This is a genomic window from Fodinibius halophilus, assembly GCF_011059105.1.
In the GTDB taxonomy this organism is placed as follows: Bacteria; Bacteroidota; Rhodothermia; order Balneolales; family Balneolaceae; genus Fodinibius; species Fodinibius halophilus.
In genome coordinates, this window is the sequence record NZ_JAALLS010000013.1 from 77,146 (window position 1) to 93,694 (window position 16,549).

Annotated in this window: 12 protein-coding genes; 2 read left to right on the top strand and 10 right to left on the bottom strand. The window is 44.0% G+C overall.

Annotated features, from left to right (window positions below):
- Window positions 1-39: 39 nt before the first annotated feature.
- The 10 genes from G3569_RS11110 to rimP all read right to left on the bottom strand — a co-directional run bounded on the left by G3569_RS11110 (window position 40) and on the right by rimP (window position 12,741).
- Window positions 40-1,536 (bottom strand): asparagine--tRNA ligase, encoded by a 1,497-nt coding sequence (locus tag G3569_RS11110; protein ID WP_165269109.1) that lies wholly within the window; start codon window positions 1,534-1,536, stop codon window positions 40-42.
- A 90-nt stretch (window positions 1,537-1,626) separates the two neighbouring features.
- Entirely contained in the window at window positions 1,627-2,883 is a 1,257-nt protein-coding gene (locus G3569_RS11115) for a M16 family metallopeptidase (protein WP_165269111.1), read from the bottom strand.
- A gap of 134 nt (window positions 2,884-3,017) precedes the next feature.
- Window positions 3,018-5,138: a polyribonucleotide nucleotidyltransferase gene (pnp, locus tag G3569_RS11120; protein WP_165269113.1), complete on the bottom strand. Its 2,121-nt coding sequence runs from the start codon at window positions 5,136-5,138 to the stop codon at window positions 3,018-3,020.
- A 169-nt stretch (window positions 5,139-5,307) separates the two neighbouring features.
- Window positions 5,308-5,577, bottom strand: coding sequence for a 30S ribosomal protein S15 (gene rpsO, locus G3569_RS11125; RefSeq protein ID WP_165269115.1), 270 nt, complete (start codon window positions 5,575-5,577; stop codon window positions 5,308-5,310).
- A 97-nt stretch (window positions 5,578-5,674) separates the two neighbouring features.
- On the bottom strand, window positions 5,675-6,610 hold the full coding sequence (locus G3569_RS11130; RefSeq protein ID WP_165269117.1) for a bifunctional riboflavin kinase/FAD synthetase: 936 nt from the start codon (window positions 6,608-6,610) through the stop codon (window positions 5,675-5,677).
- Window positions 6,611-6,649: 39 nt separating this feature from the next.
- Entirely contained in the window at window positions 6,650-7,411 is a 762-nt protein-coding gene (truB, locus tag G3569_RS11135; protein ID WP_165269119.1) for a tRNA pseudouridine(55) synthase TruB, read from the bottom strand.
- A 7-nt stretch (window positions 7,412-7,418) separates the two neighbouring features.
- On the bottom strand, window positions 7,419-7,799 hold the full coding sequence (gene rbfA / locus G3569_RS11140; RefSeq protein WP_165269121.1) for a 30S ribosome-binding factor RbfA: 381 nt from the start codon (window positions 7,797-7,799) through the stop codon (window positions 7,419-7,421).
- A 32-nt stretch (window positions 7,800-7,831) separates the two neighbouring features.
- Window positions 7,832-10,903 carry a translation initiation factor IF-2 gene (gene infB / locus G3569_RS11145; protein ID WP_165269123.1) on the bottom strand — a complete coding sequence of 1,024 codons (3,072 nt, stop codon included), beginning with the start codon at window positions 10,901-10,903 and terminating at the stop codon, window positions 7,832-7,834.
- Window positions 10,904-10,998: 95 nt separating this feature from the next.
- On the bottom strand, window positions 10,999-12,255 hold the full coding sequence (gene nusA, locus G3569_RS11150; protein ID WP_165269125.1) for a transcription termination factor NusA: 1,257 nt from the start codon (window positions 12,253-12,255) through the stop codon (window positions 10,999-11,001).
- Between the two features lie 24 nt (window positions 12,256-12,279).
- Window positions 12,280-12,741, bottom strand: a complete 462-nt coding sequence (gene rimP / locus G3569_RS18930; protein ID WP_165269127.1) for a ribosome maturation factor RimP — start codon at window positions 12,739-12,741, stop codon at window positions 12,280-12,282.
- 273 nt (window positions 12,742-13,014) lie between these two features.
- Between rimP and G3569_RS11160 the strand changes: the two genes are divergently transcribed.
- Entirely contained in the window at window positions 13,015-15,900 is a 2,886-nt protein-coding gene (locus G3569_RS11160) for a WD40/YVTN/BNR-like repeat-containing protein (protein ID WP_165269129.1), read from the top strand.
- On the top strand, window positions 15,803-16,297 hold the full coding sequence (locus tag G3569_RS11165; RefSeq protein ID WP_165269131.1) for a DUF192 domain-containing protein: 495 nt from the start codon (window positions 15,803-15,805) through the stop codon (window positions 16,295-16,297). The genes G3569_RS11160 and G3569_RS11165 overlap by 98 nt, the downstream gene beginning before the upstream one ends.
- Window positions 16,298-16,549 lie beyond the last annotated feature (252 nt).

The window sequence follows — 16,549 nt, forward strand, 5'->3', positions numbered from 1 at the left end:
TTACTGGTTTCCCAATAACCAATAACAGTTAACGATACACTACGGAGTGAGTCGTCCCATCATACGTGGGAAAGGGATAGTTTCGCGGACATGGTCGAGTCCACATAACCAAGCCACGGTTCGTTCTAATCCCAAGCCAAAGCCGGAGTGCGGTACCGAACCATACTGGCGCAGATCGATATACCACTGGAATACATCTTCCGGCAGGTCGTGTTCATCAATACGTTTCTTGAGCGTATCCAGATCTTCTTCTCGCTCACTTCCGCCGATGATCTCACCATATCCTTCGGGGGCAAGCATATCTACGGCCAGAGCTAGTTTTTCGTCCTCTGGATCTCGCTTCATATAGAAGGCCTTAATTTCGGCCGGGAATCGATGAACCAGGATGGGCGTATCATATTTCATGGTCAGCAGGGTTTCGTCACTGCCGCCAAAATCCTCACCCCACTCAAAGTTAAGTGCTGATTCTCTCCAAGTTGGGATATTGCGCAGATCTTCTTCGATTTCATCCAGGCGCATACCGATCTCTTTCACCCGCTGGTCGATCTGAGCTTTTCGCCACTTCTTGGCCTGTCCGTGCTCTTTTTTGATCTCTTCGCGTTCTTCTTTCAGCTCCTCTGCTTCCTGCTTGCGATCTTCGACCATCTGGTCCAGCATCTCTGCCATCTCATCGCTGCGCAGCTGCTCTACGGCTTCGCTATAGGAGATACGGGGAAAGCCTCCTTCAGCCGTTTTGCATAGCTTAGAAGTATCTCTGTCAAGGATATCAAGTTCTTTGGGACATCGATCCAGCACCCGATTCACAATAAAGGTGATAAAGTCTTCGGCAAGATCCATATCCATATCAAGGTCATAGAATGCCATCTCGGGCTCAATCATCCAAAACTCAGTAAGGTGGCGACGTGTTTTACTTTTTTCGGCCCGGAAAGTTGGTCCGAAAGTATATATCAACCCGTGCGCCATCGCCATTGCTTCACCATACAGCTGTCCCGATTGGGTAAGGTAGGCTTCTTCCTCAAAATATTCGGTTTCAAAGAGATTGGTTGTGCCCTCAGCAGCATTACCGGTAAAGATGGGAGCATCCATCTGCACAAAGCCACGCTCCTGGAAGAAAGTGTGGATAGCATAAATTATTTCATTTCGTACCCTCATGGCTGCCCACTGTCGTCGGCTTCGCAACCACAGGTGGCGATTTTCCATCAAAAATTCGACCCCGTGATCTTTGGGAGTAATAGGATAATCTTCGGCTACCTGAAAAATATTGAGATCAGTGACCTGCAGTTCGTGCCCCCCAATACTTCGTTCATCTTCAACAACCTTACCGGTAATCTCAACAGAACTTTCCTGGCGCAGTGCTTCTGCCGCTTCCCAGGCATCATCACTGACGGCATCTTTTGCAACCACACACTGGCAGATGCCGGAACCGTCGCGAAGCTCCACAAAATATAGATTTTTACTACTCCTGTAATTATATACCCAACCCTTTAGTGTTACTTCTTCATCAACGTGGTCGGATAAATTGGTGATATAAACCATGCTTCTACTAATAATTTATGTTACAACTGCGGTGAAAATGTAAGAGCTCGAATCTAACCATTTCTGGTCAAACTCGAAATACTCAAACTACTACTCTTCGGGCAGTAACAGGGCTTCCGAAAATACTTCATTGTCGTAAAAGTCTTGTGCAAAATCCTGTACCTCGGAAGACTGTACTGCTTCAATTTTTTCTTGAAGCTCATCCATCGTCACAAAACGATCATAGTAAATCTGATTCTTCGCCAATCGTCTCATCCTATTGCTCATGCTTTCGAGTGATAGCATCAGTTTACCTTTCAGCTGAGCCTTTGCCTCAGAAAGTTCTTTTTCGGGAATGGGCTCCTGTTTCAACTTATCGAGCTCTTTTCCGATCAGTTCCCGTACGTGCCCGACATAATCTTTATCGGTACCAACGTAGATTCCGTAGAGTCCGGTGTCTTTATAGGATTGATTAAATGAAGTGATAGTATAACAGTAACCATATTTCTCGCGCACGTTTTGATGCAGACGGGAACTCATTCCCCCTCCTAATACCGTATTGGCGAGCAACAGGCTATATTTATCATCATGGTTATAATCTAAGCCCCGCCGACCGGTAATAAGATGGGTCTGTTCAATAGGTTTTGTAAGCTCCACATTATCAGCCTCATATTCAGGCAGTGCTGCACTTTTATCAATAGGATCTTTGGCTTCTACCTCACTAAAGAATTCACAAACCAATGCTACAACTTTGTCGTGATCCATATTCCCGGCTACAGATATCAATAAGTTAGAGGGCTGATAGCGTTCCTCCATATATTGATACAGATCATCACGCTCAAAAGCAGAAACCGTTTCTTCCACTCCCAGCGTAGACATGCCCAGCGGATGACCGCTGAATATATTGGCACTAAACTTTTCAAAAAGGTAGTCTTTGGGACTATCGCGATACATCTTCATCTCCTCGATAACCACGTTCTTCTCTTTCTCAATCTCTTCCTCAGGAAATGATGGATGCAACACCATATCGGATAACACATCAAGAGCACGCTCCAATTGACTATTCAGGCAGCGAGAGAAATAGCAGGTGTACTCTGAGGAGGTGAAAGCGTTAAGATAGCCCCCTACCGATTCCATACTCATTGCAATATCAAGAGAAGAGCGGCTTTCGGTACCCTTAAAAAGCATATGCTCTAAAAAGTGGGTTACACCCGCCTGTTTTTCTGTTTCGTTGCGGCTGCCGGTTTCGGCCCAGATACCAACCGATACACTTTTTACGCTCTCAACTTCTTCTGTAATAATTGTTAAGCCGCTTTCAAGAACGGTCTTATTAACAAAATCGATCTCTTTTTTTCGTTCTGTGCTCATAAAGTATATTCTTTTTTTAGATACGGGAGTTCAACTCCCTTATAGCTAGCTCATTAAATGGGGATAAAAACAAAACGCCATCCCGACTATTCGAGATGGCGCTAATATTATCATAAGTCAGGTAAAAATAAACGTTATCCCTGATCTCCGTCTTTATCAATCAAAGCTTTACGTGAGAGACGAAGCTTTCCGCCGTGCTCAACTTTGAGCAGCTTCACTTCAAGCTCATCTCCTACTTCAAGTACATCGCTTACGTTGCTTACATGTGTATGATTGATTTCAGAAACGTGAAGTAATCCATCCTTACCGGGAACGATCTCCACAAAAGCACCGTAATCTTTAATCGCTTTTACAGTACCTTGGTAGGTAGCTCCTTCTTCAAGATGTCCGACAATACCTTCAATGCGTTTCTTTGCTTCTTTAGCATTAGCAAGGTCATCAGCCGTGATTGTGATTTTACCCACTTCACGTTCTTCATCTTCTTCAACCCAGATTTCGGTATCGGTTTCTTTTTGGAGTGTTTGAATCACTTTACCGCCGGGCCCAATAACAGATCCGATTTCATCCGCATCAATTTCCATGTTCAGGAATTGCGGAGCAAATTCTGAGATCTGATCTTGTGGTTCAGAAATGGTTTCAGCCATTTTATCGAGGATATGCAGACGTCCTTGTCGAGCTTGCTCAAGTGCTTCTTCAAGCTTCTCGAAAGAGATGCCGCTTACCTTCATATCCATCTGGCAAGCAGTAATTCCGTCACGACTTCCAGCTGTTTTAAAGTCCATGTCGCCCATGAAATCTTCTTCACCGCGGATATCGGAAAGCACAACCTCTTTGTCGTCGCCTACGATCATTCCCATCGCAATACCGGCAACAGGCTTCTTAAGAGGAACGCCGGCATCCATAAGTGCCATTGATCCACCACAAACAGAAGCCATAGAAGAAGATCCGTTAGATTCTGTAATATCAGAAATTACTCGAATCACATAACCGAATTCTTCAAAAGATGGCATCAGCTTACTGATTGCAGTTTCAGCCAAATGTCCGTGTCCCTTTTCTCTACGGCCGGGTCCTCGCATAAATCCAGCTTCGCCAACACTAAAGTTCGGGAAGTTGTAATGGAGGTAAAATTTCTTGTCTTCTTCAGTAAGAAGCGTATCTACCGCCTGTGCATCTTTTTGAGTACCGAGCGTTACAGACACCAGCGCCTGTGTTTCGCCACGGGTAAAGATGGCTGATCCGTGCGTACGAGCCAAGTAATCTACCTGGGTCCAGATGTCGCGAATATCTTCAGGAGAACGTCCGTCAATTCGCTGCTCTTTCTCAAGGATCAGGTTGCGGAGTTCTTCTTTCTCAATCTTACTGAGGACGTCTTTGATATCTCCGCCCGCATCTTCGTACTCTTCGGTTTTGGTAAGCTCTTCAACAACATTTTCTTTAATATCTTTGAGGCGGGAGCTGTACTCTTCTTTACCAAGGCCTACACTTACAAGCTCACGAATCCGTTCATCAGCAAGCTCGTGAACTTTCTCTTTTAAATCTTCATCAACAGGCTCAGGTTCAAATTCACGCTTTTCCTTTCCAAACTCATCGCGAAGTTCTTCCTGAAATCTACACAGTTTTTGGATGGATTTGTGTGCTTCTTTTATAGCCTCGAGCATCGCTTTTTCTGAGATCTCTTCCATCTCACCTTCCATCATGATGACGCTCTCTTCAGTACCACCGATGATCATATCGATGTCACTGTCTTCCATCTCACTGATGGTAGGATTAATAACGAACTCACCATCTACGCGTCCTACACGAACTTCAGCAATAGGTCCGGCAAAAGGAACATCCGAAATGTGCAATGCCGCAGAAGCTCCTACTCCACCAAGGACATCACCGTCATGCTCGCCATCAGAGGAAAGCACTTTACAAACAATCTGTGTATCAAAACGGTATCCATCAGGGAAAAGTGGACGGAGACTTCGGTCAATCAAACGACTGGAAAGGACTTCTTTGTCGTTGGGACGCCCTTCTCGCTTGATAAATCCACCCGGAAACTTACCACCTGCAGAAAAACTTTCGCGCAGGTCTACCGTTAGTGGAAAAAAGGGTTTATCAGTAGGTTCTTTTGAACTTACTGCAGTACACAGTACCATGGTATCGCCCATGCGTACTACTACTGCACCATCGGCTTGCTTTGCAATACGGCCGGTCTCAATTGACAATTCTTTACCCGGTGCAAATTCTACACTTTTAAAATCTTCTTTCATCGTAATACTATATTCTATTTAAATTTCATTTACTTGCAAAAATATCAAACTGCATACGCTCCCGTTTTTTATCTATTGCTCAACTACAGGAGGGTATACTGCCTACAAGATTAAAAACGGATATAATACAGATAAAAAAGGCACGCTGATAATGCGTGCCTGATTTAACTTACTTTCGAATCCCTAAATCATCGATAAGCTCACGATATTTTTCAATATCATTGTCTTTGAGGTAGTTCAATAATTTTCTTCTCTTCCCTACCAGCTTCAACAACCCTCTTCGAGAGGCATGATCCTGACCATTCTCTTTCAGATGCTCAGTTAAATCGTTAATGCGCTCAGTAAATATTGCGATCTGAGCTTCTGTGGACCCCGTATTCTCTTTTGATCCACCGTATTCTGCGACAAGTTCTTCTTTGCGTTCTTTTGTTATTGCCATGTGTTAAATAAATTCTTATTTGCTTTACGAAAAACTAAATTATAGACAAATCTTAGTAGCGGTCAAAGATAAGCTTTTATGTTTTCGTTTGCAATATTTAATGCTCAACTAAGATCTGTTTTGCCTTCTTTTGGTCATTTTCCAGCTGATTCACCAGCTCATCCCTGCCATTAAACTTCTTTTCGTCCCGTATTCTTCCCAAAAATCGCACCTGTACTTCTTTGCCATAGATATCGGCATCGAAATCGAATAAATGCACTTCAAGAGTCTGTTTTTGGCCATCAAAAGTAGGACGAACGCCAATATTCATCATGCCCTCATACCAATCTCCGTTTATTCGCACTTTTACGGCATAAACCCCGTTTTTCGGAATGATCTTTTTAGGATGCTCCGGCTTAATGTTTGCCGTAGGAAATCCGATTTTCTTCCCTCTTTTGTCGCCGTGTACCACCATCCCATTTAACCGATATGGTCGCTGTAAAAACCGGGCAGCCTGCTCCATATCGCCTTCTTCACTAATAGCATTGCGGATAGCGGTACTGCTTACGGTTTTGGCGCCCACTTCACGTTTAGAAACTACGTAGGTATCAAAGTCTAACTCTTCGCCTATTCGTTCAATAGTCTCTATTGTCCCTTCGCGATTGCGCCCGAACTGGTGATCATAACCAATTACGAACTCACTGACCCCAATCTTCTCATAAATAATATCACGGACAAACTCTTCGGAACTAAGGAGCGAAAAATCCCTGTCAAAGGGGATTACTACCATTGTGTCAATACCGAGCTCATCCAAAATTTCTGCCCGCTCTTGCAGTGTAGTTAACAGTTTAATACCGGCTTCGCCTGGATTTATAATATCCCTCGGATGCGGGTCAAAGGTAACGATAGCGCTTCGAGCACCCCGAGCTTCGGCTTTTTCTGCCACCGTATCCATAATTGCCCGGTGGCCTGCATGTACACCGTCAAAAGTGCCCACAGTAACTACAGTATTAGAAATATGTTCTACCTCTTCTAAAAAAACTAACTCGGCCATTATTACTGCATTTTGTTAAAAATTAAAATGCGCTGATAATCAGCGGTACTTTACCTTCTGTTCGTAATTATCCACATCAAAGATATCTTCCAGCTGTTCGACCGAAAGAGCATCTTCATTTTGATAAGATCCGATAGCAGTCCTTTTTAAACCTATAAGATGACCCAGCGAATCTAGCTCCCGAGCCAGGTCATCGGCTAGCGTACGAATATAGGTCCCTTTGCTGCATTTAATATACAACTCCAATCGCGGCAGATTACATTCCAATATTTTAGTCTCTTCAATAATTACCTGTCGGGGCTTTCGCTTGACCTCTTTGCCCTTTCTGGCAAGTTTGTACAGAGGGTCTCCCTTATACTTAAGAGCAGAATACATGGGCGGAATCTGAACAATTAGCCCTGATAGTTTATCATTCAGTGCTTCTTCTATGGCTTCTTTTGTGATGTGATTAAAAGGAGCCCGAGCATCAGGAATTGTTTCAGCATCAAGGCTGGGCGTTGATGCCCCAAAGGTCATTGTTGCAACATACTCTTTATCGGCTTCCTGGAATGCTGATACGGTACGCGTACCATTACCACAACAGAGTATTAACAATCCTGTTGCCATTGGATCCAGGGTACCGGCATGGCCTATTTTTCGGATATCGAGACACTTTCGAAGAAATTTAACAACATCAAAACTACTCCATCCCTTGGGCTTATTCACCAGGAATGCAGCGCCGTCGGAATAATCAAAAAAAGTATTCGGCCAATCTGTTCTTGAAAAGATAGGAAGTTCTTCAAGAGGTATCGCTTTGGGCATTTAGATACTAGTCCTCTCCCTCAGAGTTGTTTTCCCGTTCCTGTCGCTCTTTTCGAATCTTTTGGAAGAGGTTCTCCATCTTCTCAACGTGCTCAGCCGTCTTATCATTAATAAAATGAAGTTCAGGAATGCGGCGAACCTGGTGGCGAATTTTCTGTGCTAGCTCCTTTCGAATCTCCGCATTTTTCTCTTCTATATGGGCAAAAAGAGCATCCTCATCCTTACCGGGTGCATAGACACTCAGTAACACCTTGGCCATTAACAGGTCAGGTGTTACATCTACTTTTGTTACCGTAACAAATGAACCGCTACGCTGGTATCCTTTTTGGATAATCTTACCCAAATCCCGTTTTATAACGGCTCCTAACCGTTCTGTACGAATACTCATATTTCTAAAACCTTAAACGTTATTGAGACCTGTTACGAGTCTTCTTTCTTAACATCTTCGAGTCGACGTTTCTCCTCTACTACTTCATAGTTCTCTATAACGTCACCCACTTTGATATCGTTGTAGTTGACGATACTAAGACCACATTCGTAGCCGGTTTGTACTTCTTTAACATCGTCTTTGAAACGCTTAAGAGCATCAATTTCGCCATCATAGATAACCACACCGTCACGCACAACCCGTACCGGATTATTGCGTTTGATCTTACCGTCCGTCACATAACAACCGGCAATGGTTCCTACGCTGGAAACTTTAAAGATCTCTCGCACTTCGGCATTTCCGGATAGTTTCTCACTAATTTCGGGTGAGAGCATACCTTCCATGGCATCTTTGACTTCATCTACGGCGTCATAAATAACGCTGAAGAGTCGTATATCGATCTCCTCTTCTTCGGCAACTTGTCGTGCATTGGATGTCGGACGAACCTGGAACCCAATAATAATCGCCTCAGAGGCAGAAGCCAGCAGTACATCCGATTCGGTAATAGCACCGGCACCGGTATGGATTACATTAACAGAAACCTCTTCGTTACTCAATTTCTGCAGTGCACCGGAAAGTGCCTCAATAGAGCCGTCAACATCAGCCTTAATAATAAGGTTAAGATCATCCACCTCACCAAGGGCAAGACGCCTGGACAAGTCATCAAGACTCATGTGCTTAGATTGACGCAGTTCATGTTCACGTCGAATCTGCTGTCGCTGGTTAGCAATCTCTTTGGCCTTCTTCTCATCTTCGAGAACAACCAGCTTGTCACCGGCCTGTGGAATATCATCAAAACCGGTAAGCTGTACAGGTTCTGACGGTCCGGCCGATTCTACACGATTACCAAGTTCATTTTCCATGGCCCGGACACGACCAAAGCATGGTCCGGCAACAAATGGGTCGCCAACTTCAAGCGTACCATTCTGTACAAGAATATTTGATACAATACCTTTTCCTTTATCAACGCGGGCTTCAAGAACAACTCCGTCTGCTTGTCGGTCAGGATTTGCTTTGAGTTCCATCAGTTCTGCTTCAATAAGAACTTTTTCGAGCAGATCGGGAATACCTTCACCGGTTTTAGCAGAGACTTCTGCTGCCTGGTTCGTTCCGCCGTACTCCTCAACAATAACATCGTGCTCAGCAAGCTGCTGCTTAATCTTATCAGGATTGGCACCGGGCTTATCCATCTTGTTAATCGCAACAATAATGGAAACACCGGCTGCTTTAGAGTGATTGATAGCCTCAATAGTCTGGGGCATCACTGCATCATCAGCAGCAACAACAAGAATTACAATATCTGTAGCCTGGGCACCACGCGAACGCATAGCGGTAAAGGCTTCGTGACCCGGCGTATCCAGGAATGTAATAGGACGCCCGTCATCCGTTTCAACCTCATAAGCACCTACGTGCTGTGTAATACCACCGGCCTCGCCTTCGGCAACCTGTGATTTACGAATGTAATCAAGCAATGATGTTTTACCGTGATCTACGTGACCCATTACTGTAATAATAGGAGCACGTGGTTCCAGATCTTCCGGATCGTCTTCTTCAAGTTCAATTTCTTCAAGGCCTTCATCGGCATCAACAAATTCAACCTCATAGTTATACTCTTCTGCTACCAGTTCAATAGTGCTGGCATCCAGACGCTGGTTTATTGACACCATCATACCCAAGTTCATGCAGGTTGTAATCACATCATTGGGTTGAACATCCATCAGATCTGCAAGATCACTAACCGTAATAAACTCGGTTGCTTCAATTATCTGATCTTCTAACTCTTCGAGCTCTGCCTGCAGCTGCTCTTCTTCTTTACGCTCTTCTTTACGTTTACGACGACGTTTTTGTCGTTTACTACCGACAGTCTCGGAGGACTTCATTTTCTGAAGCGTTTCCTTCAGTTTCTTTTCAACATGGTCCTCGTCAACACCGCCTCCGCGTCGTTTTCGTTTTTTCTTCTTTTTCTTTTTGCTCTTTTTCTTCTTACCAGAATCTTTTTTCTTCTTATTCTTTTTGCGGTCTTTTTTACGCTTACGCTTTTTACGTCGTTTAGGCTTGCTGTCATCTACCTTAACCTTTCCAACGACTTTTGTACCCTTCAGCCTACCGGCTCTACCACGAATGACGCCTTGCTCTTTCTCTTCGTCATCCTCTTCATCTTTTGTTTCTTCAGACTCTTCTTTCTGTTCATCAGAGTCTTCAGACTTTGCTTCTTTTTCTTCAGCTTCTTCGGGCTCTTTATCTTTGTCTGAATCTTCCTCAGAATCAGACTCTTTTGCTGTAGTTTCTTCTTTTTCTTCTTCAGACTCAGTTTCCTTTGCCTCAACAACCTCTTCTTTTTCCTCTTCAGGTTCAGCTTTTGCTTCGGCCTCTTTCTCAGTCTTTTCCTCAGCCTCGACCTTCTCTTCGGCTTTTTCTTCAGTATCGGTTACTTCTTCCGTTGCTTTCTCCTCTTCCTCAGTATCATCAACCTGGGCTTCGACTTCTTCTTTCTCTTCGGTCGGCTCTTCCTCTTCAGTTGCCTCTTGCGCAGGTTTTTCTTGAGGTTCTTCGTCCTCCTCACCTTCAGCTGTTTCCACTTCTTGTGGAGTATCATCTTCCTCTTCTTCATCAGCCGATTCGGGCTCTTGTTCTTCAGCCTCTTCTTCATCGGCTTTATCTTCCTGTGGCTCTAGCTGGGGCTCAACAGATTTTTCCTCTTCCTGCTCCTCCTCATCTTGAGGTTTTAGCCCTTCAACCTCTTCCTCATCCTGAGGCTCAAGCGGCATATCTTCTTCGAGGGGCTCGAGGTAATCTTCTACCGAAACACTTTCGTTGCGGCTCGACCGAATTTGACTTCGGCGGTTTTCGTACTCCTCCTTTGCCTTTTCATGCTCTTGACTCTTGGCTTTATCAACGCCGTACACCTCTTCCAGCGCCTCATACATTTCGGGCGTTATTTTGGAATTGGGCTTATTAGCAATTTCAAAGCCTTCATCCGACAGTGAATCTACAATAGATGTAGTAGAGACATTAAATTCGGATGCAACTTTAAATAAACGTTTTGGCTTGGCCTTTCGGGACATAAATTTTATTTCTGAAAGTACGTTCTAAAGTTTTCTGTTAAGCAGTTCGCTTATATGTACAAGGTAAAACAGGATTATCGGAAATGTAAGTTCAATTACAACTCCTCATCATCAAATTCATAAGCAATAATATCGATGATACGCTCTGCCTGATCCTCAGTAATTTCACCTTCTGTTCGGCGAACAATTTCTTCTTCGTCTAAATCGAGCACCTGGCGAGCCGTATCACAACCGATCTCGTGCAGCAGTTCAATTACTTCAGGACCGAAGTCAATTTCAAACTCTTGCAGATCGATATCATCTTCTTCCTCTACCTCTCGGTAAACATCGATCTCACAACCTGTCAGGTTCGAAGCCAGGCGGATATTCACCCCACCTTTACCAATGGCCTTAGAAACCTCATCAGCCGGTACAAGCACTTTTGCATGCTTGCCGTCATCACTCAAGTCTACACTTAATACCTTAGCTGGCTGCAGCGCTCGTTTAATAAATTCGTGTTTATCATCAGTATAGTTGATGACGTCAATATTTTCATTTTGCAGTTCCCTGACAATAGCGTGGATACGAATTCCCTTCATCCCCACACATGCACCAACGGGATCAACACGTTCGTCGTGCGAACGAACGGCAACCTTCGAACGATCGCCGGGATCACGTGCGATACGAACAAGATCAATAATACCATCAAAAACTTCCGGAATCTCGTTCTCAAAAAGTCGTTCGAGAAATATCGGTGATGTTCGAGAAATAATTACTGAAGGGTTTCCGTGATATCGCTTCACTTCTTTTACAACGGCACGGATCGTATCTCCTTTTCGGTACTTATCTTTATAAATCTGTTCATCTTTAGGAAGCACCAGCTCAACACCGTTGTGATTAACAAGCATTTCGCGGTTACGAATCTGATAGACATCACCGAGCACAATCTCGCCCACCCGGTCAGAGTATTCCTCAAAAATATTATCTTTCTCAATTTCACGAATCCGCTGAGCCAGCTGCTGCCGAGCCATCATCACCGCACGGCGTCCGAAGTCTTGAATCGAAAGCTCTTGTGCATATTCATCATACAACTCCAGGTCCGGATCATTCTTTTGAGCTTCTTCCAACGTAATTTCCTGAACCTCATCAGTAAGTTCCTCTTCGGGAACCACTTCGCGAATGTGCAAAATCTGAATCTCACCTCGATCCGCATTCAGGATAACCTCAAAAGCATCATCGGAACCATACTTCTTTCGAATCATTGTGCGAAAGACATCTTCCAAAATCGACAACAAAAGATCCTTGCCCATATCTTTGTCTTTCGCAATTTCAGCAAAAGATTGAATAATTTGTTTTGAAACGTCGTTTGACATCAGTGTACTCCAGTATTCTTAAAATTATTTGAATGAAGGGATTATTTTCGTTTCTACCAGATCATCAAAAGGTACGGCAAGAGTCGACTCATCCTCCAACTCGATTATAATTTCATCTTTCAGAATTTCGCGCAAGACACCTTCAACCTTGCGATACTCACCATTTTCTTTGTACTTCACTTTTGCCTGGCGCCCTTTATTTTTGGGATATTGGCGTCGATCCACAAGGGGACGACTCAATCCCGGCGACGATACATTCATACGATATTTTCCGGAGAAAATATCATGCGCATCCATCAAAAAGCTTATCTCATTGCTAATATCGGCACATTCATCCATATTAACACCCCGGTCTTCGGCATCTATTGAGATCCATACCTCGGGTGTATCACCACCTTTAATTTCCACATCAATGAGGAAAAAGTCGGTGGTTGAAAGAACCGATTCAGCAACTTCTGCGATCTTATCTGTAACTTTGTTTGACACGATTTTGGCAATTATAGGTACAAAAAAAAGTGAGGACCTCTCGGCGCTCACTCAAAGCAATCAAAGATATTGTTAATCCGCCTAAAAAACAACTGTTTAAAATGGGATTATCATGCTCCCTATCTTCGTTAAACTACTTTAGTTGTTTTCATAAGATAATAAACGTATATAAACCGTGCAGTTTTTTAATTTTTTAATAAAAATTTTATGTCAGCTTTTGCTATAATTGAGGTTCGAATCTTTTTGTATAATACAATCCAAAACATATTTCCTATGCGAACACTCCTGCTAATCCTATTCAGCTTTTTTATAAGCACCCCGGCCCTTATTGCCCAGAGTGTTGATATAACCCCTACTACTTCAACCGAACGTATCCAATCGATTGAACAGCGCCAACAAATGCGTAGCAGTTCTGTATTTAAAGAATATCCTCTTCGTAATATCGGCCCCGTAGTAATGGGGGGACGCATTACAGACTTTGCGGTAGAAGAAGGAAAAGCACGAAAATTCTATGTCGCTTTTGCTTCGGGCGGAGTTTTTGAAACCGATAACAGTGCCAACACCCTTGAACCGATCTTTGATCACCAGGGAACACTTACCATAGGTGATATTGCCATCTCCAACGCCGACAAAGATATATTATGGGTGGGAACCGGCGAAAATAACAGTAGTCGATCAAGCTATGCAGGAACAGGCGTTTATAAAAGTGAGGATGGAGGAGATAGCTGGAAATTTGCAGGACTTCCCGGTTCTCAACATATCGGAAGAATTGTCACGCATCCCAGTAATCCGGATATCGCATGGGTTGCAAGCCTCGGTCCCCTCTACTCTACCAACGATGTACGGGGCGTCTATAAAACAACTGATGGCGGCAAAACATGGAATCGCACTCTTACTCCCGCCGACAGTACCGGTGTTATCGATCTTGTGATCCATCCCGATAACCCCAACAAGTTGTGGGCTACCACCTGGGAACGACATCGACAGGCTTGGAACTTTGATGAAGCGGGAGAAGGTTCGGCCATTTACCTGTCTGAAGATGGTGGAGAGAGCTGGGAAAAATCGATGAAAGGATTCCCTAAGGGAGAGTTCGTTGGACGCATAGGTATTGATGTAAGTGAAAGTAACCCTGACATCATGTATGCATTCCTGGATAACCAAAAGGAATCGAAGACAAAAAAGGAGGTTGATGAAGATCAGCTTACCCAACAAGATTTTGTTGAAATGAGTAAAGAGGAATTCCTTGAACTTGATAATAAAAAACTGAACAAATTTTTACGCAGTAATGGATTCCAAAAGAAGTATACTGCTGAATCTGTTAAAGAAGACGTCCGAAACGGTGAGTATACCCCCAAGGCTTTAGCGGACTACCTGGGCGGGGATGCCAACGATGCTCTTTTTAACACCAGTATCGAAGGTGCGCAGGTATATCGGTCTGAGGACGGCGGTAAAAGCTGGAAAATGGTGAACAGTTATGATCTGGATAACCTGATTTTTACCTACGGATACTATTTCGGCGAAGTTCGTATTGCGCCCGACGATCCCGATGAACTATATATTATGGGTGTTCCGATGCTAAAATCAGAAGATGGAGGTAAAACCTGGGCACCGGTAGCCGAAAACCAGGATGTACATGTCGACCACCAGGCCTTGTGGATTGATCCCAATGATTCTGAGCATCTGCTGCTCGGTAATGACGGAGGGCTGTACGAAAGTCATGATGGAGGTGAGAACTTCATCCATCATAATAACGCCCCGGTGGGACAGTTTTATACCGTAGCTGTGGATATGGAAAAGCCCTATAATGTCTATGGAGGCCTACAAGATAATGGCGTTTATACCGGCTCCTCGCAGGGCTCACCCAACGACGGCAACCATTGGGAACGTCTCTTTGGCGGTGATGGCATGCATGTAGCAGTACATCCCGAAAACAGTGATATTGTTTATACTGGTTTCCAGTTCGGTAACTATTTCAAAATAAACAGGTCTAAAAGTAAGTATAACCGCATAACACCACGCCACGAAATTGGAGAAGCCCCCTACCGCTTTAATTGGAACACCCCGGTAGAGATGAGCAATCACAATCCGGATATTCTCTATTTTGGATCGCAGAAAATTAATCGCACCATGGACGGCGGCAAGAGCTGGACGACCATCAGTCCCGATTTAACCAAGGATCTGCCCAGCGGCAACGTGCCCTATTCTACACTTACAACCATTTCAGAGTCCCCCAAAGACTTTAGCGTTATCTGGGCGGGTACTGATGATGGCAACATCCAGGTAACAAAAGACGGCGGCAAGAGCTGGGAGCTCGTTTCTGAAGATCTACCTCAACGACGATGGGTCAGCGAAGTACAGGCTTCTCCCCACGACCCTGCCACAGCTTATGCTTCTCTAAACGGCTACCGTTTCGATGAATTTAAAACCTACGTCTACAAAACAACTGATTACGGACAAAGCTGGAAATCGATCAAAGGGAATTTGCCTGAAGATGTTGCTAACGTGATTGTCCAAGACCAAGAAAATCCGGACCTTTTATTCGCGGGCCTCGACCATGGAACCTATACCAGTTTTGATGACGGTGAGAACTGGCATCTGATTAATAAAATCCCCAATGTGGCTTCTTATGATATGGTTGTTCATCCACGAGACAATGAACTGGTTGTTGGCACGCATGGGCGCAGCATCTATGTAATGGACCTAGAACCTGTACGTACCGTCGCCAAGCAAACTGACAAAGAAATAATAGCACTGGCAACCAATGAGGTTCGTCATTCTGGCAGCTGGGGCAACCAACGTGTTGCTTATCGCCCTGTTAATGAACCCGAAGTAGAATGGTTATACTGGGTTGATGATCAAAAAGCTGAAAATGAAACTGTTACCATTACCATAAAAGATAAAGACGGTGAGACAAAGAAAGAGCTTACTGACAAAGCACAGTACGGTTTCAACACCTTTAACTGGAACTTGTTAGTAAAAGAAGCAGAAAAAGAAAGTGAAACTAACTCTTATCTCAATCCGGGAACGTATACAATCACTTATGAACTCAATGGATTTACTGATGAAACCACATTTAAAGTTGTTGGCCGTAATAATGGCCGTAATGCTTCTGAGCGCATGTTCTCAAGCCCAGAAGAAATCGAATTCGAAGAGCACTAAAAAGGAAGGGCGAACGATCACTTATGAGCGTTCGGTCTCTTTTCTGTCTACCCAGAACGATACGCTCTCTACTGTAGATGTTGCCGTGGCAGATGAAGATGCTGAACGCAATCAGGGCCTGATGGATGTACGAGATCTTCCAGAATCCAAGGGGATGCTGTTTATCTTCGAAAATAACCAGCCCCGCAGCTTCTGGATGGCCAATACCCCCTTACCTCTGGACATTATTTTTGTGAATAAGGATTACGAAATTGTTCGCATCCATCACAGCACCCAACCCTTTTCGGAAAAGAGTTTTGCTTCAGAACAGCCGGCAAAGTATGTAATCGAAACGAACGCCGGGTACTGTATATCTCATGATCTACAAGAAGGGATGAAAGTGAGCTTTGACGAATAGCAATGCATTGCAATGGAGCTTAGGCTCTTTTTCTCATTTCGAGGGCCTTGCTAAATCTGAATTCAGTACTCAAAACTGAGGAGTCAGGAGTTTAGAAATCAGAATAGATCTTGCTTTGTAATGTTCCCAAACTAAGGAGTTTCTCCTCCCCGAGAGGGAAACACCTTAAAGCAATTTTGACTATTGACTGCTTGAAAGCTTTTCGAGGCTTCCAAGCTTTAATACCACCTCATGTCATCCTGAACCATGTGC